This is a genomic window from Klebsiella sp. K5-306 (assembly GCF_051835185.1).
Taxonomy (GTDB): Bacteria; Pseudomonadota; Gammaproteobacteria; order Enterobacterales; family Enterobacteriaceae; genus Klebsiella; species Klebsiella oxytoca.
In genome coordinates this window covers 1-20,649 of sequence record NZ_JAIFJY010000026.1, presented here as the reverse complement: position 1 = coordinate 20,649, position 20,649 = coordinate 1, and the positions used below count along the sequence as shown (strand labels likewise).

The window sequence follows — 20,649 nt, the reverse complement described above, 5'->3', positions numbered from 1 at the left end:
GGTTCGCTATGTCTGACGACATGTCTTTATCTTCGCCTTCGTCAGCAGGCGATCACGGTGTACTACGTTCCATGCAGGAGGTTGCGATGAGCTCCCAGGAAGCCAGCAAGATGCTACGTACTTACAATATTGCCTGGTGGGGTAATAACTACTACGACGTTAACGAACTGGGCCATATCAGCGTCTGCCCGGATCCTGACGTTCCGGAAGCGCGCGTTGACCTTGCCGAGCTGGTGAAAGCGCGTGAAGCTCAGGGGCAGCGCCTGCCTGCACTGTTCTGCTTCCCGCAGATTTTGCAGCACCGCCTGCGTTCAATTAACGCCGCCTTTAAACGGGCGCGTGAGTCTTATGGCTATAACGGTGACTACTTTCTGGTTTATCCCATCAAGGTTAACCAGCATCGCCGCGTGATTGAATCGCTGATCCACTCCGGCGAACCGCTGGGTCTGGAAGCCGGCTCGAAGGCCGAGCTGATGGCGGTACTGGCGCACGCCGGCATGACCCGCAGCGTGATTGTTTGTAACGGTTATAAAGACCGTGAATATATCCGCCTGGCGCTGGTGGGTGAAAAGATGGGCCATAAGGTCTATCTGGTCATTGAGAAAATGTCGGAAATCGCCATCGTGCTGGAAGAAGCCGAGCGGCTGAACGTGGTGCCGCGTCTTGGCGTGCGTGCGCGTCTGGCTTCGCAGGGCTCTGGCAAGTGGCAGTCCTCCGGCGGCGAAAAATCCAAATTCGGCCTCGCGGCGACCCAGGTTCTGCAGCTGGTTGAAATTCTGCGCGCTGCAGGGCATCTCGACAGCCTGCAGCTGCTGCACTTCCACCTTGGCTCGCAGATGGCCAATATTCGCGATATCGCCACCGGCGTGCGTGAATCGGCGCGTTTCTACGTCGAGCTGCATAAGCTGGGCGTGAATATTCAGTGCTTCGACGTTGGCGGCGGTCTCGGCGTTGACTATGAAGGGACCCGTTCGCAGTCCGACTGCTCGGTGAACTATGGCCTGAACGAATACGCCAACAACATTATCTGGGCAATTGGCGATGCCTGTGAAGAGAACGGTCTGCCGCATCCGACGGTGATTACCGAATCCGGCCGTGCGGTCACCGCGCACCACACCGTACTGGTATCCAACATCATCGGCGTTGAGCGTAACGAATATACCGAGGCGACCCCGCCCGCGGAAGATGCCGCGCGTCCGCTGCAAAGCATGTGGGAAACCTGGCTGGAGATGCAGGAAACCGGCAACCGCCGCTCGCTGCGCGAATGGCTGCACGATAGCCAGATGGATCTGCACGATATTCATATCGGCTACTCCTCCGGCACCTTTAATCTTCAGGAACGCGCCTGGGCCGAGCAACTGTATCTGAATATGTGCCATGAAGTGCAGAAACAGCTCGATCCCAGCAACCGCGCGCATCGCCCGATAATCGATGAGCTGCAGGAGCGTATGGCGGATAAGATTTACGTCAACTTCTCTCTGTTCCAGTCGATGCCGGATGCATGGGGTATCGATCAGCTATTCCCGGTGATGCCGCTGGAAGGGTTGAACAAGGTACCGGAACGCCGCGCGGTGCTGCTGGATATCACCTGCGACTCCGACGGCGCAATTGACCACTACGTCGATGGCGATGGCATTGCGACCACCATGCCGATGCCGGAATACGATCCGGAAAATCCGCCGATGCTGGGCTTCTTCATGGTAGGCGCCTACCAGGAGATTCTGGGCAATATGCACAACCTGTTCGGCGATACGGAAGCCGTAGACGTGTTTGTCTTCCCTGACGGCAGCGTCGAAGTGGAACTGTCGGATGAGGGAGACACCGTCGCGGATATGCTGCAGTACGTCCAGCTGGATCCGAACACGCTGCTGACGCAGTTCCGCGATCAGGTGAAAAAGACCGATCTCGACGCTGACCTGCAGCAGCAGTTCCTTGAAGAGTTCGAAGCGGGTTTATACGGCTACACTTATCTGGAAGACGAGTGATATACGTCCTCTCCGTAGCGGAGAGGGAAGAGAGAGGGGAAGGCTCATTACGCCATTCGCCAGACTCACTTGAACACGTAGACATTTGCGGCGATAATTCGCCCAATTAAGCAGCAAACTTATTCAAACCCTTCCTCGTCGGGCCTAACGACGCGGAGGGGTTTTTTTATATTTGTATTTCAATACAACGACTGTAAAAGAGGTCATACCCATGAGCACCTTAGGTCATCAATACGATAACTCCCTGGTATCCAACGCATTTGGCTTTCTGCGTCTACCGATGAATTTTATGCCGTACGACAGCGATGCGGACTGGGTCATCACCGGCGTACCGTTTGATATGGCGACCTCCGGACGCGCGGGCGGGCGTCATGGCCCGGCGGCGATCCGTCAGGTGTCGACTAATCTTGCGTGGGAGCATAACCGTTTCCCGTGGAACTTTGATATGCGCGAGCGGCTGAACGTCGTGGACTGCGGCGATCTGGTTTACGCTTTCGGCGATGCGCGTGAAATGAGTGAAAAGCTGCAGGCGCACGCGGAAAAACTGCTGGCGGCAGGTAAGCGCATGCTTTCATTCGGCGGCGACCACTTTGTGACGCTACCGCTGCTGCGTGCTCATGCTAAGCACTTCGGCAAAATGGCGCTGGTGCATTTCGATGCCCACACCGATACCTACGCCAACGGCTGCGAATTTGACCACGGCACCATGTTCTATACCGCGCCGAACGAAGGCCTGATCGACCCGCACCATTCAGTGCAGATCGGCATTCGCACCGAGTTTGATAAGGACAACGGGTTTACCGTGCTGGATGCGGGTCAGGTTAACGACCGCAGCGTCGACGACGTGATCGCTCAGGTGAAACAGATCGTCGGCGATATGCCGGTATACCTGACCTTTGATATCGACTGCCTGGATCCGGCATTTGCGCCGGGCACCGGTACACCGGTGATCGGCGGACTGACCTCCGATCGCGCGATCAAGCTGGTGCGCGGCCTCAAGGATCTGAACATCGTCGGTATGGACGTGGTGGAAGTCGCTCCGGCCTATGACCAGTCCGAAATCACCGCCCTGGCGGCGGCGACGCTGGCGCTGGAAATGCTCTACATTCAGGCGGCGAAAAAAGGCGAATAAGCCTCAGACGCTGACTGCTGCTGCGCGACGCATGCGCAGCAGCAGCATGCCTCCGGCGCAAAGCGTTATCAGCTGCGATACTACCAGCACCGAGAATCCTGAGCTTACCGATCCCGCCGATTTCATAACCATTCCCATCAGCAGCGGGATAAACGCCGCGCAGATATTACCGATGCCATTAATAATGCCATAGGCGCTGCCTACCGCTTCGCGCGGCGCATGATGCTGCACGACCGCCGGGATCGCCGCGCCCTGCAGCCCCCAGAAAACGTTCGCCGCCAGCATAAACAGCGCCAGCATCGCCTGCTGGTGGCTGAGCATCAGCGCCAGTACCGACAGAGCGGTCAGCAGGCCGCCGATAATAAACAGCACCGGCGCCTGCTCCGGGCGCATTTTATCGAGAAGTACCCCTCCGAGAAATTTTGAACCCAGGCTCAGCAGAAACGGAACCGCCGCCAGCAGGCCGGTAGCCTGTAGCGAGAAGTGATGCTCGTCGCGCAGCCAGGCCGGCAGCCAGGCGCTGCTGCCCCATAGATAGCTGAGGGTGGCGATCTCCACCAGCAGGATCCAGCCCAGCAGCGGCGTGCGCCAGGCGAGGGTCGAGGTTGTAATCATACCGGGCCTGGCGCGGCGTTCATTGACGACTGGAGCAGGTAAAAAGCGCCAGACTAAGCCGCCGCCGAGCAGCAGGTTGAGCAGCGCCAGGGCGTAAAACGATCCCATCCAGCCGACGTGCGCCATCAGCCAGGTGACCAGCGGAAAGCCAGCCGCCAGCCCGAGCGAAACGCCGAGAGCGGTCACGGCGTTAGGTTTACCGACCTCATCGGCGGCGAAGCTATCGCTGATAAAGCGGGTTTTCAGCGAGAATAGCGGCCCCTCGGCAACGCCGAGAACGATGCGCGCGATTAACATGCCCAGCAGGGAGCCCAGCAGCGGAGAAACCGCGCAAACCAGCGCCCATATCGCTACGCTGCTTAACAGCCCCTGGCGATAGTTGAGCTTACTTTCTATAAGGGGAGTTAATATTAAAGCCGATAAACCATAACCAAGAAGAAAGCATGTCATCAGCATGCCTTGTAACATTCTGTTTTCATTTAAATGAAAGTGAGCGGCAAATTCGGGGTTCAGAATCATCACTGAGATATTTACCCGATCGACGTAAGAAATAATTATTAACAAAAGTAATGCGATAGTACCTTGCCATCTTGCCGCCATGATTTACCTCTTTTTAAATTTAATACATTTTGGTTATTATTTTTTTTGACGCCAGAAATAATCACTTAACTAAAATGGTTCACCTATGAAACTCATTGTTTATTAAGGTTTAATTTTATTTTTGTTTCATATGTGAAACACCGCAAGCTCCCTTCCTGTTCATTTTTAACGATATTCATGAAAAGAAGTCAATAGCGCATTTTGTTTCTGAAGAGATAGCGTTTTTTATAATGAAAGGGCGCTTTAAATATCATCATTTCATCTGGCTGCTTTTTTTCGTGATCAATTCCACAGTTAGCTAATTAAAAAGCCATTCATTAACAAATTAGTCACATTGCTGCTTGACGAAAGATTCATCGCTTTTATATTGACCGTATTAAATAAGAAACAGAGTTTCATATATGAAACAAAGCCCGGAGGAATGCGATGAGCTGGATTGGCGTGTGTGACGCGGAGCAAGTACAGGAAGATTTCCCCTATAGCGGCAGTATCGACGGTAAAGAAATCGGTATCTATCTGATTGATGGCGAATATTACGCGCTGGAAGACGTTTGTCCCCATGCGTATGCGCTGCTGAGCCAGGGCTTTGTCGAAGATGGCAAGGTGGAGTGCCCGCTGCATGAAGCGGTATTCGACGTCAAAACCGGCCAGTGTCTGCACGGCCCCGGCGGGCGCAACCTGCATCGCTACCCGGTGCGGGTATACGACAAGCAGATCCAGATTTCTTTTATCGAGGAGAACGTGGCATGAGCGAAACCCTGGACTTTAACCCGGCGCTGCCGGAAAGCCGTCAGTTTACGCCGCCGGCGGAAGGCGGAAACGGCAACATTCACAAACCCGGCGACTACACCAATCTGATCTGGCAAACCCGCAGCCGGGTGCCGGAAAGCTGGGAGCTACAGCTTATCGCCACCCTCGAGACGCTCTTTGAACAGGGCGCAGAAAGCCTCGGTGAGCTGGTGAACGGCCTGAACGGCGTCAGAATGCACGACCAGCAGGGGGAACCGTGGAGCGAGAGCAGCTTCCAGGCATTTCTGCAGGTAAACGGATACTGAGGACACAGCGATGACAACAACGGTACAGAACTATCTTGATAAAGGATTACGCGGCCTGTGGTATCCGGTGCTGGCGAGCTGGGAAGTGCAGTCGGCGCCGGTGGGGATTACCCGCCTCGGCGAACAGATTGTGGTCTGGCGCAATAAAGATGGCCAGGTGCAGGCGCTGGAAGACCGCTGCCCGCACCGCGGCGCGCGCCTGTCGATGGGCTGGAACCTGGGCGATCGCATTGCCTGCTGGTATCACGGCGTGGAAGTGGCCGGTAACGGCGAAGTGAAAGACGTCCCGGCGGTTGACCGCTGCCCGCTGGTGGGTCAGCAGTGCGTTCGCCGCTACAGCGTTCAGGAAGCGCATGGCGCCATTTTCCTGTGGTTTGGCGTCACCGCCGACCAGCAGCCTGATGAGCTGAGCTTTCCGGAAGAGCTGGCCAATAGCGACAAATTTAGCCACTTCCTGTGTACCGCAGCGTGGAAATGCAACTACCAGTACGCGCTGGAAAACGTGATGGACCCGATGCACGGCACCTATCTTCACTCCTCCTCGCACTCGATGGCGGAAGGCGATCGTAAAGCCGACATGGTGCTGCAGCCGACGAAAACCGGGTTTATTTTTGAGAAAAAAGGGCAGGTTGGCGTTAACTTCGACTGGGTCGAACTGGGCAGCAGCGGGGCCTACTGGATGCGCCTCTCTATTCCGTACAAAAAGCGCTTCGGGCCGGGCGGCCACTTCTGGATTGTCGGCATGGTGGTGCCGGAAGATAACGACAACTGCCGCGTCTTCTTCTGGCGCATCCGCGGCGTACAGGGCTGGCAGCGCGATCTATGGCGATTTATGTACCGCAACCGCCTGGAAAAACTGCACTGGGAAGTGCTCGAACAGGATCGCGTGGTGCTGGAAAGCCTGGCGCCGAATGCCCGCGATCGCGAATATCTTTATCAGCACGACGTCGGCCTTTCCCGCCTGCGCCGCATGATGCAGAAAGCGGCAAAAGAGCAGTTGGCGGCCCTGGAAGAGCAGCAGGGAGCCGCCTGATGAACGGTCTGTTGAACGGAAAACGTATCGTCGTCACCGGCGCGGCGCGCGGCCTGGGCTACCACTTTGCCGAAGCCTGTGCCGGGCAGGGAGCGGCGGTAGTGATGTGCGACATTCTGCGGGGCGAACTGGCGGAAAGCGCTCATCGTCTGCAGGAAAAGGGCTACTGCATTGAATCCCATGAGATCGATCTCGCCGATAGCGAGTCGATCGACCGGGTATTCAGCGCTATCGGCGAGCGGGGGGCGATCGACGGGTTAGTGAATAATGCGGCGATGGCCACCGGCGTCGGCGGGAAAAACATGCTCGATTACGATCCGGATCTGTGGGATCGGGTGATGACGGTTAACGTCAAAGGCACCTGGCTGGTGACCCGCGCGGCGGTGCCGCTGCTGCGTGAAGGGGCCGGGATCGTCAATGTCGCTTCGGATACCGCTCTGTGGGGAGCGCCGCGGCTGATGGCCTACGTGGCCAGTAAAGGTGCGGTGATCGCGATGACCCGCTCGATGGCCCGCGAACTGGGGGAGAAACGGATCCGCATAAACGCCATCGCGCCGGGGCTGACCCGCGTTGAGGCGACGGAATACGTGCCCGCGGAACGCCATCAGCTGTATGAAAACGGTCGCGCGCTCAGCGGCGCTCAGCAGCCGGAAGACGTCACCGGCAGCGTAGTCTGGCTGCTCAGCGAGCTGTCGCGGTTTATCACCGGCCAGCTGATCCCGGTCAACGGCGGTTTTGTTTTTAACTAATAAGTGAGGCGGTATGGCGAACGAGCAGGAAGTGAAGTATCTGGTGCCGGGGCTTGAGCGCGGCCTGCAGCTGCTGCTGGCTTTTGGCGAACAGCATCGCGATCTGACCTTCGCCGAGCTGCACCGGCTGGTGGATATGCCGAAAGCGACCGCCTATCGCGTGGTGCAAACGCTGGAGTATATGGGCTTTCTCGAACGCAACGCGCGCACCAATACCTTTTCGCTGGGGATGAACGTGCTGCGGCTGGGCTTTGAATATATTGCCTCGCTGGATATCGCCCAGGTAGGTCAGCCGGTTATCGAGCAGTTGCGTGATGTCAGCCAGTGCAGCAGCCATCTGGCAATCCGCGATGGCCGGGACATCATCTACATCGCTCGCGTCAGCGCGGCCGGTTCGCGGATAAACCAGGTCAGCGTCGGCACCCGGCTGCCGGTGCACTGCACCTCGCTGGGCCGCATGCTGCTGACCGATGTTTCACGCAGCGAGTTTGAACAGCTGTTCCCCAACGAGCGGCTGCCGGGCAACACCCCGGGCCAGCTGCACGATCGCGAAGCGCTGTGGCAGATGGTGCAGCAGGATAAAGCCCGCGGCTATGTGATTGGCGAGTCTTTCTTTCGCCACGGCATTTCGTCGATTGTCTACCCGGTGTATGACCGCAGCGGCCGGGTGGCGGGAGTCGTCAGTATCCTGGTGCCCTCCGATGAGATCCCGCAAAGCGATCGCGAGCGGCTGCAGAACGACGTCAGCCTGGCGGCGGACAAAATTTCCGGTTTCCTGGGATATTTGTCCCAGGCAAGTTAAATCAAAAACTTAACGGCAGGCGCTTGAGTGCGTCGGGCATGTTTTACGCCCAAATTCGGGCGACTGAACGGTAAAGAGGCGACGAAAAATGAGTATTACCGGAATTGAAAAGCTGGAATTTGGCGTAGATGACCTGAACCATAGCGCCAAATTTATGCACGATTTTGGCCTGGCTGGCGACGCCAGCGGCCGCGTGTTCACCACCCTCAGCGGCGCGCGCATTGAGCTTAACCCGTTGGAGGCCGCCGACCTGCCGCCGGCTTTTGAAACCGGCAATACGCTGCGCCGCATGACCTGGGGCGTAGCGGACCAGGCGGCGCTGGAAGCGCTGCGTCCAAAGCTGGAACGTCAGCCTGGCTTCCGCAGGGTCGACGGCGCGCTGGAGTGCCTCGACCCGAACGGTATGACGCTGCGAGTGCAGGTCAGCCAGCAAAAGGCAGTGGAGCTGAACGTCGAGCCAATTAATCAGTGGGGCGATATTCGTCGTATCGACACGCCGAGTCCGGTTTACGACCGCGCGCAGCCGATCAACGTCGGCCACGTGGTGTTCTTCGTTGAAGAGCTGGCGGCGGTCGAAAGCTTCTATCGCGAGGTGCTCGGCTTCCAGGTGTCAGACCGCTACATTAACCGCGCGGTCTTCCTGCGCTGCGGCGCGCGCGGTGGCCATCACAACCTCTTCCTGCTGCAACTGCCGAACCGTAAGCGCGGGCTGAATCATGTTGCTTTCACCGTCCGCGATATTCACGAGGTGATCGGCGGCGGCATCGCGATGAACAAAAATGCCTGGAGCACTTTCATCGGCCCCGGTCGCCACCCGGTCTCCTCGGCCTACTTCTGGTACGTCAACAGCCCCACCGGCGGCGCCTTCGAGTACTACACCAACGATGATTATCTGACGGAAAACTGGCAGCCGCGCGAACTGGAGCACTCGTTGGTCTCCTTTACCGAGTGGGCGGTGGAGGGCGGAATCGACCACGATACCCGCCGCCAGCAGAAAAAAACGGAGGCGGTATGACGGCGCGGATCGTGATAGTCGGCGGTGGCCAGGCGGGCGGCTGGGCGGCGAAAACGCTGCGCGACCAGGGCTTCGGGGGCGAGATTTGCGTAGTGGCGGAAGAGGAATGGGATTTCTATGAACGGCCGCCGCTGTCCAAAGCCGCGTTGCTGGATACCGATGCGCAGCTACCGCGCTTGTTTTCGCACGAGGCGCAGCAGGCGCTGAACCTGACCTGGTACCGTCCGCTGCGTGCAGAGCGGATTGACCGACTAGCTAAAACGGTGATTTTAAGCAACGGCGAACGCCTGAGTTACAACGTCCTTTTAATCGCCACCGGGGGGCGAGCGCGTCTACCGGACGAGTCGTGGGCGGCGCATCCCCAGGTTTATACCCTGCGTCACTGGCAGGATGCGCAGCGTCTGAAAAGTCGTCTGGCGGCAAGTCAAAAACTGGCGATAGTCGGCGGCGGCTGGATTGGCCTTGAGATTGCCGCTTCGGCGCGCAAATGCGGCGTGGCCGTAACCCTCTATGAGCAGCAGCCAGCATTGTGCATGCGTTCGGTGAGCGCGGAAGTTTCGCAGGCGCTGGCGCAGATGCACCGCGAGCAGGGTGTCGATATTCGCTGCGGCTGCGGCGCGCTGGAGCTGGAAGAGGATAACGCTCTGCCAACGCTGCACTGCGACGGCCGGCGGGAAACCTTCGATGCGGTGGTGGTGGGGATCGGGGTCGATCTTAATCTCGAACTGGCGCGCGACGCGGGGCTGAAAACCGAGCGCGGGATCGTTGTGGATAGCCAGGGGCGAACGTCGGATCCGTTCATCTTTGCTGCCGGGGATGTGGCGCAGCATCATCACTACGGCCTGTGCATCCAGTCCTGGGCCTTCGCCCAGAATCAGGCGGTGGCGACGGCAAAAGCGATTCTCAACCCCGATGCGCCAGGCTACGACGACGCGCCGTGGCTGTGGTCGGATCAATATCAGCACAATATCCAGATCCTCGGTATTCCGCAGCCGGGCAGCAGAACGATAGCGCGTGAAGATTCGCTGTACTTCTCGCTGGACGAAAACGGGCGGCTGACGCAGCTGGTGGCGTTTAATGATGCGCGCACCGTCAAGCTGGCGAAGCGCTGGATGGCGGCGGGGCGAGATTTATCCGCTGTACCGCTCGCCGACCCGGCTTTTTCACTGATGTCATTGCGATAGCTAACCCGCACCCTTAAGGGGGAGAAATGACCACATTAGAGACTAACGCCGCGCCTGCTGAGGCGAGCGGCGAGGGCGTCCGCACGCCTGAAAAAGCGGTTCGCTGGGCCATTCCGCTGTCGCTGCTGGCCTGCGTACTGCTGGCGTTCTTCGACAAAATCAGCATCGCCGCGCTGTTTTCCGATAGCCACTTCCAGCAGGCGATGGGGATCGATTTCGACACCACCCGTCTGGGCATACTGATGAGCGCTTTCCTGCTGAGCTATGGATTCTCTTCGGTGCTGCTAAGCGGCCTGGGCGACCGTATTGCGCCGCTGCGCCTGCTTACCGGAATGATGGCGGTGTGGTGCGTTTTGATGCTGGTGATGGGCTTTACCCATAACTATACGCTGATGGTGACGCTGCGAATTTTGCTGGGTATCGCCGAAGGGCCGCTGTTCCCGCTGGCGTTCGCTATCGTCCGCCATACCTTTCCCCAGCATTTGCAGGCGCGCGCCACCATGCTCTGGCTGCTCGGGACGCCGGTCGGCGCGGCGATTGGCTTCCCGCTGTCGATTTGGCTGCTTAACACCTTCGGCTGGCAGAGCACCTTCTTTGTGATGGCGATGCTGACGGTACCGGTACTGATTTTTGTGCGCATCGGGCTGCGCGGCATCACGCTGGGGGCAAAAGCCAGCGGCGGGCAAACGTCGCAGGAGGCACGCCGCAGCGCGCGCCGCGAGCTGTTTGTCAGCCCGCACTTCTGGATGATCTGCATCTTCAACATCGCCTTTCTCGCCTATCTGTGGGGCATCAACGGCTGGCTGCCCGGCTACCTGATTAAGGGTAAAGGCATTCATCTCGAACACGCCGGCTGGCTGTCGTCGATGCCGTTTATCGCCATGCTGCTCGGCGAAATCATCGGCGCCTGGCTGTCTGACCGCGTCGATAAGCGCGCCGCCGCCTGCTTTATTTCCCTGGCGGGCGCAGGCATTGGCCTGGCGGCGGTGATGCATTTCACTACCCCGCTGCCGGTGATTGCGGCGATGAGCTTTAGCACCTTTATGTGGGGGACCGGCGCACCGAATATTTTTGCGCTGCTGGCCAAGGCAACCCATCCGCGAGTCAGCGCCACGGCGGGCGGGATTTTCAACGGTCTGGGAAACTTTGCCGGGGCGCTATCGCCGGCGGTGATGGGCGCGCTGATCGCCTTCACCCACAGCATGGATTCCGGGCTGATTTTTCTGGCGGTGATGGCGGCGGTGGGCTGCGTCCTGTTACTGCCGCTGCTAAGACGTTACTGAGGATAAAACGATGACTGATTCAACCGTAACTGCAAAACCGAGTCTCAAACCTGAACATCTGACGATGGAGGAGTGGGTCGAGTCGCGTATCGCGCGCTTTGAAGGCCGTAAATACGACTGGAATGCGCTGAAGTTCCAGGCAGATTTTGACCCGAAATATCGTCGCGCGCAGATGCGCTACATTGGCACCGGCGCGACCGGCGTCGCCAGCGATAGCAATACCGTCCAGGCGGAACACTTTACCTTCTCCACCATGGTACTGCCGTCCAAGTGCGAAGGCCCGCTGCACCTGCATGATGATGTGGAAGAGGTGTTCTTCATGCTCAAAGGGCAGATCACCCTGATGATTCAGGATGGCGACAACTACACCGAGACCGTTCTGCGCGAACGCGATCTGATTTCTGTTCCTGCCGGGATTTATCGCGGGCTATTCAACCACGGCGAGGAAGAAGCGCTGATGTGCGTGATGCTCGGTACGCCAAAGCCGCATATTCCGACCTACCCGGAAGATCATCCGCTGTCGAAAGTGAAGCGTAGCTAAGGGGGGATGATGACGGGTTTTCGTGAACAAGGAAGCGGTACGCCGCTGACGCTGCTGCACGGCATCAGTTCCGGCGCGGCCTCCTGGCATAAACAGATGGCGCTTCCCGGCTACCGCGTGCTGGCCTGGGATATGCCCGGTTATGGCGAAAGCCCGATGCTTGCGACGGCGAGGGCGGATGCCGGCGCCTACGCCGATGCGCTGGCGCGGATGCTTGACCGCGCCGGGGTGCAGAAAACCGTTCTGCTCGGCCATTCGCTGGGCGCGCTGGTCGCCGCCGCTTTCGCCGCCAGATATCCCCAGCGCGTGCGGTATCTGGTGCTGGCCGACGTCGCCCAGGGCTACGGCCAGGCGGAGGCCGCGCAGCGGGAAAAAGTCTGGCAGGGGCGTCAGCAGCAAATGGCTCTGGGCGGCGAGGCGATGGCCGAGGGGCGGGCGGCGAAGCTGCTGCGCGCCGGCGCGCGCGAAGCCGATGTGGCGACGGTCGCGGCAGGCATGCGCAGGCTGCGCAGTGAAGGCTATCTCGCCGCCGCCTGGATGCTGGCGCACGAGGACATCCACCGCTGGCTTGCCGGGTATCGCGGCCGCTTCGCCGTGTGGTGCGGCGAGCAGGATGCCATCACCCAGCCCGAGCTGGTGCAGGGAGTGGCGCTACGCTACGGCATGCCGTATCTCGCCATCCCGCAGGCCGGGCACGCCAGCTATCTCGATAACGCTACGTTTTTTAACCAACAGCTTTTACGCATAGGGGAAGAGGTGCGCGATGAATGCACAAATTGAAGGACGCGTCGCGGTGGTCACCGGCGGCTCGTCAGGGATTGGCTTCGAAACGCTGCGCCTGCTATTGGGCGAAGGGGCGAAAGTCGCCTTTTGTGGCCGCAACCCGGACCGGCTGGCCAGCGCTCACGCGGCGCTGTTAAACGAATATCCCGCAGGAGACGTGTTTTCCTGGCGCTGCGACGTTCTGAACGAACAAGAGGTTCAGGCCTTTGCAGATGCGGTCGGGGCCCACTTTGGCGGCGCTGACATGCTGATAAACAATGCTGGCCAGGGCTATGTCGCCCATTTCGCCGATACGCCGCGCGAGGCCTGGCTGCACGAAGCCGAACTGAAGCTGTTCGGGGTGATTAATCCGGTCAGGGCGTTCCAGCCGCAGCTTGAACGGTCGGACATCGCTTCAATTACCTGCGTGAACTCGCTGCTGGCGCTGCAGCCGGAAGAGCACATGATCGCCACCTCAGCCGCCCGCGCCGCGCTGCTTAATATGACGCTGACCCTGTCGAAGGATCTGATTGGCAAAGGGATTCGCGTCAATTCCATTCTGCTGGGCATGGTCGAATCCGGGCAGTGGCAGCGCCGTTTTGCAGACCGCAGCGATAAGAGCCAGAGCTGGCCAGAGTGGACCGCCGACATAGCCCGTAAGCGCGGGATCCCGATGGCGCGGCTTGGCAAACCACAGGAACCGGCGCAGGCGCTGCTGTTTCTCGCTTCGCCGCTGGCTTCGTTTACCACCGGCGCGGCGCTGGATGTGTCCGGCGGCTTTTGCCGTCACCTGTAAGGAAAGATGATGAAAAAGGTGATGTTAATCGGCTATGGCGCGATGGCGCAGGCGGTCATTGAGCGGTTACCGCCGCAGGTGTCGCTGGGCTGGATCGTGGCTCGCGAGCCGCATCATGCGGCGATCCGCCAGCAGTTTGCCGGGGCGGTTACGCCGCTGAGCGATCCGCAGCAGTGCGATCGGACGCCGGATCTGGTGCTTGAATGCGCCAGCCAGCAGGCGGTAGCGCAGTACGCCGAGGCGGTGCTGGCCCGCGGCTGGCATCTGGCGGTGATCTCCACCGGCGCGCTGGCGGATAGCGAACTGGAACAGCGCCTTCGCCAGGCGGGCGGAAAGCTCACGCTGCTGGCGGGCGCGATAGCCGGTATTGATGGCCTGGCGGCGGCGAAAGAGGGCGGCCTTGAGCGCGTGACCTATCAGTCGCGTAAAAGTCCGGCCAGCTGGCGCGGCAGCTACGCTGAGCAGCTTATCGATCTCAGCGCGGTACATGAAACGCGCATTTTCTTTGAAGGCAGCGCCCGCGAAGCGGCGCGGCTGTTTCCGGCGAATGCCAACGTGGCGGCGACCGTGGCGCTGGGCGGTATTGGTCTCGATGCCACCCGGGTGCAGCTGATGGTGGATCCGACGACCCAACGCAACACCCATACGCTGCACGCCGAAGGACTGTTCGGCGAGTTTCACCTGGAGCTGAGCGGTCTGCCGCTCGCCAGCAATCCCAAAACGTCGACCCTGGCGGCACTGAGCGCGGTACGCGCCTGCTGCGAACTGACATAACGCAGAGAGGCTGAGATGGACGAGTTAGACATTTTTATCGGCGGTCAGTGGCGGCGCGGCGGCGGCAACCTGATGCACAGCCGCTTTCCGGCGGATGGATCGCTTAACGCTTCATTATATGCGGCCAGCCTGGACGACCTGCAGGAGGCGATCGACTGCGCCGATCGCGCATGGCGGGAACCGACGTGGCGGACCATGCTGCCGCATCAGCGGGCAAAGATCCTGCATAAGGTCGCCGATCTGATTGAAGCGCAAATTGACGAGTTAACCCGTAAACAGAGCCGCGACAACGGTAAACCGCTGGCGGAAGCGCGGGGCCTGGTCATGAGCGCGGCGGGCACCGCGCGCTATTTTGCCGCCGCCTGCGAACTGCTGGAAGGCGAGCTGCCGACGCCGCGTCAGGCGGATCTGCTGACCTTGAGCCGCTATGAACCGCTGGGCGTAGTGGCGGCGATTACGCCGTGGAACTCGCCCATCGCCAGCGAAATGCAAAAAGTTGCGCCGGCCATCGCCGCCGGTAACGCGGTGATCCTCAAACCGGCGGAAGCGACGCCGCTGATGGCGCTGGAGCTGGCGAAGATTTTTGCACAGGCCGGATTACCTCCCGGGCTGCTGAGCGTTCTGCCCGGAAAAGGCTCGGTCATTGGCGATGCGCTGGCTCGCCATCCTAAGGTGCGCAAAATTTCCTTTACCGGTGGTACCGCTACCGGGCGGCATCTGGCGCACGTGGCGGCGGAAAAGCTGATCCCGGCGTCGCTGGAGCTGGGCGGCAAATCGCCAACTATTGTGCTGGAAGATGCCGACATCGAACAGGCGGCGCGGGGTATCTGCTACGGCATATTCAGCTCCGGCGGCCAGGCCTGCATCGCCGGATCGCGTCTGTTCATTGATGAAAAAGTCTATCCGCAATTAATGGCCCGCCTGCTGGAATTAACCCGAGGGCTGCGGGTGGGCCACCCATTTAGCGCGGATACCCACGTCGGACCGCTGATTAACGATAAGCATCGTCAGAGCGTGCTGGAGTATGTCGAGCTGGCGAAGCGCGAAGGCGGTAGCGTGCTGTGCGGCGGCGAGATCCCGGCGGATCCGGCGCTGGCGGCGGGCAGCTACTTCCTGCCGACGATCGTCGAGGGACTCAACAACCGGGCTCGCGTCTGTCAGGAAGAGATCTTTGGGCCGGTACTGGTGGCGATGCGCTTTCGCGACGAAGCGGCGCTGATCCGCGAGGCCAATGATTCGGTGTTCGGGCTGGCCGCGGGGATCTGGACGCGCGATACCGGCCGCGCCCTGCGCCTGAGCGAACAGCTGGAGGCCGGTACGGTGTGGATCAACACCTACAAGGTTTTCTCTATTTCCACCCCGTTTGGGGGATTTAAAGAGAGCGGTCTGGGCCGCGAAAAAGGTATCCAGGGCCTGAAGGCCTGGATGCAGCAGAAGAGTATTTATCTGGCGACGGGTAATAGCGTCAACCACTGGTGCGATTGAGAGAAGGGTGAGCAATGAGTGAAATGATAACCGTCGGCGACGCCATCGCCAGAACGCTGGAGCAGTATCACGTTGAAGCCATATATGGCGTCATTTCTATTCACAATCTGCCGATCGCCGATGCCGTCGGCCAGCGGGAAAAAATCCGCTTCGTCCCGGCGCGCGGGGAGGCGGGATCGGTGACCATGGCCGACGCCCACGGGCGTTTTTCCGGGCTCGGCGTGGCGCTGACCAGCACCGGCGCCGGGGCGGGCAACGCCGTCGGCGCGTTGGTTGAGGCAATGAACGCCGGCACGCCGCTGCTGCACCTGACCGGTCAGGTCGAAAAGGCCTGGCTGGATGCCGACACCGGGTTTATTCACGAAACCCGCGATCAGCTGACCTTCCTGAAAGCCAGCTCAAAGCGCGCATACCGTATCAGTAACGCCAATCAGGCGGTAGCGCTCCTGCATAAAGCGATTCAGGATGCGCAGACGCCGCCGTGCGGTCCGGTCTCGGTTGAAATTCCGATCGATATTCAAAGCGTGAAAATTCCGCTTTCGCTGCTGACCACGCCGCTGAAAACGCCACCGGTGGCGGAAGCTGAAGAGGCAATGGTTGATGCGCTGTGGGCGCAGCTTAAGCAGGCGAAGCGGCCGCTGCTGTGGCTCGGCGGCGGAGCTTTAGAGAGCTGCGAGGCGGTGAAGACGCTGGCCGATGCCGGGATGACGGTGATTTCCAGCACCCATGGCCGCGGTATTCTGCCGGATAGCCACCGCGCCAGCCTGCGCGCATTTCACAATTCCCCATCGGTTGAAGCGTTGATTTCACAATGTGATTTCACACTTGTCGCTGGTTCACGTCTGCGCAGTAACGAAACGCGCTCATGGACGCTGGAACTGCCCGCGCCGCGGGTGCAGATTGATATCGACCCGGCGGCGGCCAGCCGTAACTATCTGATGGACAATACGCTGGTGGCGGACTGCCGCGCGTTTTTAGACGCGCTGGCGGAACGAGCGCAGGGGCGAATATGGGGCGACGCGCGCTGGGATAGCCAAATAAAAGAAGCGGTGGCGATGGCGGAGCAGGGGCTGCGCGAACAGTGCGGTGATTACGCCAGATTAAATGACGCTATCGCGCAGGCGCTGCCGGAGAACGGTATCCTGGTTCGCGATATTACCGTGTCTGGCAGCCTGTGGGGGAGCCGCCTGTTTCGCGCCCACGGTCCGCTGATGAATATTCATTCTCTGGCCGGTGCTATCGGTATGGGGCTGCCGATGGCGATCGGCACCGCAATTGCTAATCCGCAGCGTAAAGTGGTGGGGCTGGTCGGCGACGGCGGACTGAGCCTGAACCTCGGCGAGCTGGCGACGTTGGCACAGGAGAAGGCTAACGTGACGCTGCTGATTATGAATGACGGCGGCTACGGCGTGATGCGCGGTATTCAGGATAAGTACTTTGGCGGCCGCCAGTATTATAACGAGCTGCATACGCCGGACTTTACGCTGTTGGCGCAGGCCATCGGTCTGCAGGCGTGGAGCGTCGATCGGGCGGATGATTTCCAGGCGGTGATGACTGAAGCGCTGGCGATGCCGGGGCCCTCGGTGGTGGAAGTGAAGATGGGACAGATCGGCGCGCTGCGTTTTGCCGGGCCGCCGCAAAAGACGCTGTATTAATCATCATCGATAGCGCCATTGCCGGAGAACAACCCGGTTTACACAGCGTGTAGCCGGGCGACATACTTCCCCGGTCTTTTGGGAAAAGTCTGCGACTCCATGACCCAAAACCCTCTCCCTTCCATGGAGAGGGTACCGCACCGCACAGGGGGTTAATCAAGGCGTCGGGCGGCGGCTCCTGCGCGCCGGGAGAGGGCCAGGCGGCAGGGTCGGGTTCATGACAGGGTTAAAATACGTTAAACGGATATTCGACGTAAAAACGCACTTCATTGCCGCTGACGTTATAGTCGCTGGCATTGCTGGAAACCCGCAGCACCGAGTAGCGCAATCTGAACTTCAAATCTTTCGCCACGCCGTTCTGAACCTGATATTGCAGCTGGTTGAACCATTCGTGTTCTTTACCATTGCTGGTTTCCGCAGTTTTAATGTTATCGCCGCGCACGTAGGCGGTAGTCCAGGTCAGTCCTGGTAAACCCAGCCCGGCAAAATCCAGTCCGTAAGAGGCCTGCCAGGAACGTTCATCTTCGCCATTAAAATCAGACCAGTAGGAGTTAGCCAGCCAGATGGTATTGCCGCCGTCGCCGACGCCGCCCTGGTTGCGATAGCCGCCGTAGTGATAGCCCGTACTACCGCTGCTTTGCTGGTATGCAACTTTAAAGGTATGGATATCCCGGATATAGCTGGCGGCCAGACTCCAGATGCTGTTACTGCGTCCGGTGTTCTGGGCATCGGCGTATTCTTGCTCCAGACGTGAATTATAGCCGTTAAAATCGAGTATCAGCTGCTGGCCAGTAGCGAATGGCTGCTTATAGTTAAGGCCGAGATATTGCTTGTTCAGCACGTCTTCGACGTGAGAGGCATAAAGCGCGCCGCTGAACTGGTCGCTGAACTGATAGCTGGCGCCGCCGAAAGTCAGGCTTTTCAAACCGCTGTCATGACTGTCGTCGCTCTTACGCTGTTGATCGGTTAGATAGCCCGCGTTGATTTCCAGACCGTCAATTTCTTTCGAAGTTAGCAGAGTACCGGTGTAGCTTTCGTACAGCAGTCGCGAATCGTCGGCGTAGACGATCGGCAGCATGGGGCGTTGGTTGCCGTAGCTGAGCACGGTATCAGAGAAGCGCATTTTGGCGGTGGCGCCGAATTTAGCGAGATCGGATTTTGCCCGGCCGTCGTTGTCCTGGGCGAAAAAGTCGATGCCCCCCGCGCCGCTGCGCCCCCGGCCACCGTCAAGCCTTACGCCATACTGGGCAATACCGTCCACGCCGAAGCCGACCGGTCCCTGAGTAAAGCCGGACTCGAAGGTGGCGATAATCCCCTGTCCCCATTCGGCTTTATCCGCCAGCCCATCGCGATAATCACGTTTGATATAAGCGTTGCGTAAAAACAGATCCAGATGACTGTCTTCGATAAAGCCCTGACTCGTTGATTGTTGGCTGGCAAAGGTTGGCGCGGTGGCAATAAAGCCAAGTGCGATTAACGATAATTCTTTTTTCACTGATGGGACTTCTCTGCTGTCGATATATTCAAGGGAATCACTGCAGCCCGGATATTCTCCTGAAATAATGTTGAAAGCAATCATTGTGTGAGCAGGTGTATCGACAGGAAACAAACGGTATACCCATGTTGCCGGCCCGCAGGACGACAGGGGTGGACTATTTAATTATTTGCTGCAAAGCGCAACTCAAAGAGGGATCGGGTGTCGCGTTTTAAATTTACGAAATAATATTTTATTGAGTGAATGGATATAAAATAATTGGCTGTAATGAACGCTAAAAATAATTAACGGTTTGTGCGCTTAAATTATCAATTAATGCGGCTAACTATTTTTCGCTAACCGATAAAAAAGGGAGGCGATAATGCCTCCCGCTGTCGATTATTTAATCCCGTCGGCCTTCATGCGATCGCGGATATGCTGAGCGCGTTCTTCCGATGCCGGGTGGTCATCAAACATTGAGCTTTGGCGTCCGGCTTCCAGCTTCGCCAGTTTTTCGAAGCTGGTCGCGAGGCCCGCAGGATTAATTCCGCGTTTGCGCAGCAGATCGTACGAGTAGTCATCCGCCTCGGACTCCTGACGCTGGGAGAACTGTGAGTTCACCAGCTTCTCGCCAAGATCGCCCAGCTGCGACTGCGACAGGCTGCCGACGATACCGCCAGCGGAGGCCGCCGCCGCGCGTACCGCGTTGGTGCCTAATGCCACCTGCATGCCTTTCTTCACATGGCCCAGCGCGACGTGACCCATTTCGTGGCCGATAACCGCTTCGACTTCATTATCATTCATCAAATCCATCAGTCCGCTGTAAACGCGGATACAGCCGTTAGCCATGGCGAAGGCGTTAACGTCCTTGGTCTGGTACACCTTATAGTTCACCGGCTGGCCGTTGATGTTGTCCCCCAGCGCGGCGGCGATTTTACTCAGACGTTTGCTGTATTCACTGCTGGCAGGCGCGATAGTCGCTTTCGCATCCATCTCCTGACAGGCTTTGTCGCTTAGGGCTTTGACCTGCTCATCGCTGAGTGAATAAGCCTGGAAAGCTTCTGCGCCGGAGCTAAGCAGACCATTGGAGTCCATGTTCTGACATCCGGTAAGCGTTGCTGCGATCCCAAGGGCAAGAAGAGCTGAGCGAATTTTCATTTTTTTATCATCCACAATCTTATGGTTCTTTATCCGAAAAAACGGCGATGGCTGACCTGCCGTATCCTGTGCAAATTATAAATACTATATGAGAATGCGGGCGAGAGGATTACGCCGTAGCACAACGTGTTCCAGAGATTTCTTAAACGGTAAAAGGATGCTCCATGTACATGCTTTGCCGCTTAGGTTACATTGTTCACACTTTTTTCCGGCGTAGCCCAAAACGCGCTGTCGTCAAGTCGCTGCGGGCATGGCCTTCATTATCCGATCTGGAGTCAAAATGTCCTCACGTAAAGAGCTTGCTAACGCTATTCGTGCGCTGAGCATGGACGCAGTACAGAAAGCCAAATCCGGCCACCCGGGTGCCCCGATGGGTATGGCTGACATTGCCGAAGTCCTGTGGCGTGATTTCCTGAACCATAATCCGCAGAACCCGTCCTGGGCCGATCGCGACCGCTTCGTGCTGTCCAACGGTCACGGCTCGATGCTGATCTACAGCCTGCTGCACCTCACCGGCTACGATCTGCCAATCGAAGAGCTGAAGAACTTCC

Annotated in this window: 19 protein-coding genes and 1 pseudogene; 17 read left to right on the top strand and 3 right to left on the bottom strand. The window is 58.7% G+C overall.

What is annotated here, in order from left to right; genetic code table 11:
* Nucleotides 1-8: 8 nt before the first annotated feature.
* Together speA and speB are read left to right on the top strand one after the other, a co-directional pair.
* A complete protein-coding gene (gene speA / locus K2184_RS26630) occupies nucleotides 9-1,985 on the top strand; it encodes a biosynthetic arginine decarboxylase (protein ID WP_004105692.1) in 1,977 nt (658 codons plus the stop codon).
* A 211-nt stretch (nucleotides 1,986-2,196) separates the two neighbouring features.
* The gene (gene speB / locus K2184_RS26625) at nucleotides 2,197-3,117 is read left to right on the top strand and encodes an agmatinase (RefSeq protein WP_004105690.1); all 921 of its coding nucleotides are present in this window, start codon (nucleotides 2,197-2,199) and stop codon (nucleotides 3,115-3,117) included.
* Nucleotides 3,118-3,120: 3 nt separating this feature from the next.
* On the opposite strand, the gene K2184_RS26620 is transcribed toward speB, so the two are convergent.
* Entirely contained in the window at nucleotides 3,121-4,332 is a 1,212-nt protein-coding gene (locus K2184_RS26620) for an MFS transporter (protein WP_053064427.1), read from the bottom strand.
* Nucleotides 4,333-4,758: 426 nt separating this feature from the next.
* Here K2184_RS26620 and K2184_RS26615 point away from each other — a divergent pair, with 426 nt between their 5' ends.
* From K2184_RS26615 to K2184_RS26550, 14 genes are all read left to right on the top strand, one after another.
* The gene (locus tag K2184_RS26615; protein WP_004105687.1) at nucleotides 4,759-5,082 is read left to right on the top strand and encodes a Rieske (2Fe-2S) protein; all 324 of its coding nucleotides are present in this window, start codon (nucleotides 4,759-4,761) and stop codon (nucleotides 5,080-5,082) included.
* Nucleotides 5,079-5,387 (top strand): recombinase-like helix-turn-helix domain-containing protein, encoded by a 309-nt coding sequence (locus tag K2184_RS26610; protein ID WP_004105685.1) that lies wholly within the window; start codon nucleotides 5,079-5,081, stop codon nucleotides 5,385-5,387. Before K2184_RS26615 ends, K2184_RS26610 begins: the two co-directional genes overlap by 4 nt.
* Before the next feature lie 10 nt (nucleotides 5,388-5,397).
* A complete protein-coding gene (locus K2184_RS26605; RefSeq protein WP_163525793.1) occupies nucleotides 5,398-6,420 on the top strand; it encodes an aromatic ring-hydroxylating oxygenase subunit alpha in 1,023 nt (340 codons plus the stop codon).
* A complete protein-coding gene (locus K2184_RS26600) occupies nucleotides 6,420-7,169 on the top strand; it encodes an SDR family oxidoreductase (RefSeq protein ID WP_004115354.1) in 750 nt (249 codons plus the stop codon). The genes K2184_RS26605 and K2184_RS26600 overlap by 1 nt, the downstream gene beginning before the upstream one ends.
* 13 nt (nucleotides 7,170-7,182) lie before the next feature.
* Nucleotides 7,183-7,971, top strand: coding sequence for an IclR family transcriptional regulator (locus tag K2184_RS26595; protein WP_004105673.1), 789 nt, complete (start codon nucleotides 7,183-7,185; stop codon nucleotides 7,969-7,971).
* A gap of 88 nt (nucleotides 7,972-8,059) precedes the next feature.
* The gene (locus K2184_RS26590; protein WP_127719185.1) at nucleotides 8,060-8,986 is read left to right on the top strand and encodes a VOC family protein; all 927 of its coding nucleotides are present in this window, start codon (nucleotides 8,060-8,062) and stop codon (nucleotides 8,984-8,986) included.
* Nucleotides 8,983-10,170 carry an NAD(P)/FAD-dependent oxidoreductase gene (locus tag K2184_RS26585; protein WP_064370406.1) on the top strand — a complete coding sequence of 396 codons (1,188 nt, stop codon included), beginning with the start codon at nucleotides 8,983-8,985 and terminating at the stop codon, nucleotides 10,168-10,170. Before K2184_RS26590 ends, K2184_RS26585 begins: the two co-directional genes overlap by 4 nt.
* A gap of 26 nt (nucleotides 10,171-10,196) precedes the next feature.
* Nucleotides 10,197-11,453: an MFS transporter gene (locus K2184_RS26580; RefSeq protein WP_064372531.1), complete on the top strand. Its 1,257-nt coding sequence runs from the start codon at nucleotides 10,197-10,199 to the stop codon at nucleotides 11,451-11,453.
* A gap of 10 nt (nucleotides 11,454-11,463) precedes the next feature.
* The gene (locus K2184_RS26575; protein ID WP_024274710.1) at nucleotides 11,464-11,994 is read left to right on the top strand and encodes a cupin domain-containing protein; all 531 of its coding nucleotides are present in this window, start codon (nucleotides 11,464-11,466) and stop codon (nucleotides 11,992-11,994) included.
* Between the two features lie 9 nt (nucleotides 11,995-12,003).
* The gene (locus K2184_RS26570) at nucleotides 12,004-12,774 is read left to right on the top strand and encodes an alpha/beta fold hydrolase (RefSeq protein WP_016807907.1); all 771 of its coding nucleotides are present in this window, start codon (nucleotides 12,004-12,006) and stop codon (nucleotides 12,772-12,774) included.
* Nucleotides 12,758-13,552, top strand: coding sequence for an SDR family oxidoreductase (locus tag K2184_RS26565; protein WP_004115344.1), 795 nt, complete (start codon nucleotides 12,758-12,760; stop codon nucleotides 13,550-13,552). The genes K2184_RS26570 and K2184_RS26565 overlap by 17 nt, the downstream gene beginning before the upstream one ends.
* A gap of 9 nt (nucleotides 13,553-13,561) precedes the next feature.
* Complete coding sequence (locus K2184_RS26560; RefSeq protein WP_004115341.1) at nucleotides 13,562-14,326, top strand: aspartate dehydrogenase; 765 nt, start codon at nucleotides 13,562-13,564, stop codon at nucleotides 14,324-14,326.
* 15 nt (nucleotides 14,327-14,341) lie between these two features.
* Complete coding sequence (locus K2184_RS26555) at nucleotides 14,342-15,811, top strand: aldehyde dehydrogenase (RefSeq protein WP_064370408.1); 1,470 nt, start codon at nucleotides 14,342-14,344, stop codon at nucleotides 15,809-15,811.
* A 14-nt stretch (nucleotides 15,812-15,825) separates the two neighbouring features.
* Nucleotides 15,826-17,466 carry a thiamine pyrophosphate-binding protein gene (locus tag K2184_RS26550; protein WP_105889173.1) on the top strand — a complete coding sequence of 547 codons (1,641 nt, stop codon included), beginning with the start codon at nucleotides 15,826-15,828 and terminating at the stop codon, nucleotides 17,464-17,466.
* Nucleotides 17,467-17,692: 226 nt separating this feature from the next.
* On the opposite strand, the gene K2184_RS26545 is transcribed toward K2184_RS26550, so the two are convergent.
* Both K2184_RS26545 and K2184_RS26540 read right to left on the bottom strand, forming a co-directional pair.
* Nucleotides 17,693-18,961: an OprD family outer membrane porin gene (locus tag K2184_RS26545; protein WP_134883772.1), complete on the bottom strand. Its 1,269-nt coding sequence runs from the start codon at nucleotides 18,959-18,961 to the stop codon at nucleotides 17,693-17,695.
* A 378-nt stretch (nucleotides 18,962-19,339) separates the two neighbouring features.
* Nucleotides 19,340-20,098, bottom strand: coding sequence for a M48 family metallopeptidase (locus tag K2184_RS26540; RefSeq protein WP_017145438.1), 759 nt, complete (start codon nucleotides 20,096-20,098; stop codon nucleotides 19,340-19,342).
* Nucleotides 20,099-20,378: 280 nt separating this feature from the next.
* Here K2184_RS26540 and K2184_RS26535 point away from each other — a divergent pair.
* A pseudogene (locus K2184_RS26535) lies at nucleotides 20,379-20,649 on the top strand (transketolase); the annotation flags it as partial.

Bases quoted from the DNA above. Each gene is read 5' to 3' on its own strand.
- speA (WP_004105692.1), top strand. From the start codon at position 9: ATGTCTGACGACATGTCTTTATCTTCGCCTTCGTCAGCAGGCGATCAC.
- speB (WP_004105690.1), top strand. From the start codon at position 2,197: ATGAGCACCTTAGGTCATCAATACGATAACTCCCTGGTATCCAACGCA.
- K2184_RS26620 (WP_053064427.1), bottom strand. From the start codon at position 4,332: ATGGCGGCAAGATGGCAAGGTACTATCGCATTACTTTTGTTAATAATT.
- K2184_RS26615 (WP_004105687.1), top strand. From the start codon at position 4,759: ATGAGCTGGATTGGCGTGTGTGACGCGGAGCAAGTACAGGAAGATTTC.
- K2184_RS26610 (WP_004105685.1), top strand. From the start codon at position 5,079: ATGAGCGAAACCCTGGACTTTAACCCGGCGCTGCCGGAAAGCCGTCAG.
- K2184_RS26605 (WP_163525793.1), top strand. From the start codon at position 5,398: ATGACAACAACGGTACAGAACTATCTTGATAAAGGATTACGCGGCCTG.
- K2184_RS26600 (WP_004115354.1), top strand. From the start codon at position 6,420: ATGAACGGTCTGTTGAACGGAAAACGTATCGTCGTCACCGGCGCGGCG.
- K2184_RS26595 (WP_004105673.1), top strand. From the start codon at position 7,183: ATGGCGAACGAGCAGGAAGTGAAGTATCTGGTGCCGGGGCTTGAGCGC.
- K2184_RS26590 (WP_127719185.1), top strand. From the start codon at position 8,060: ATGAGTATTACCGGAATTGAAAAGCTGGAATTTGGCGTAGATGACCTG.
- K2184_RS26585 (WP_064370406.1), top strand. From the start codon at position 8,983: ATGACGGCGCGGATCGTGATAGTCGGCGGTGGCCAGGCGGGCGGCTGG.
- K2184_RS26580 (WP_064372531.1), top strand. From the start codon at position 10,197: ATGACCACATTAGAGACTAACGCCGCGCCTGCTGAGGCGAGCGGCGAG.
- K2184_RS26575 (WP_024274710.1), top strand. From the start codon at position 11,464: ATGACTGATTCAACCGTAACTGCAAAACCGAGTCTCAAACCTGAACAT.
- K2184_RS26570 (WP_016807907.1), top strand. From the start codon at position 12,004: ATGACGGGTTTTCGTGAACAAGGAAGCGGTACGCCGCTGACGCTGCTG.
- K2184_RS26565 (WP_004115344.1), top strand. From the start codon at position 12,758: ATGAATGCACAAATTGAAGGACGCGTCGCGGTGGTCACCGGCGGCTCG.
- K2184_RS26560 (WP_004115341.1), top strand. From the start codon at position 13,562: ATGAAAAAGGTGATGTTAATCGGCTATGGCGCGATGGCGCAGGCGGTC.
- K2184_RS26555 (WP_064370408.1), top strand. From the start codon at position 14,342: ATGGACGAGTTAGACATTTTTATCGGCGGTCAGTGGCGGCGCGGCGGC.
- K2184_RS26550 (WP_105889173.1), top strand. From the start codon at position 15,826: ATGAGTGAAATGATAACCGTCGGCGACGCCATCGCCAGAACGCTGGAG.
- K2184_RS26540 (WP_017145438.1), bottom strand. From the start codon at position 20,098: ATGAAAATTCGCTCAGCTCTTCTTGCCCTTGGGATCGCAGCAACGCTT.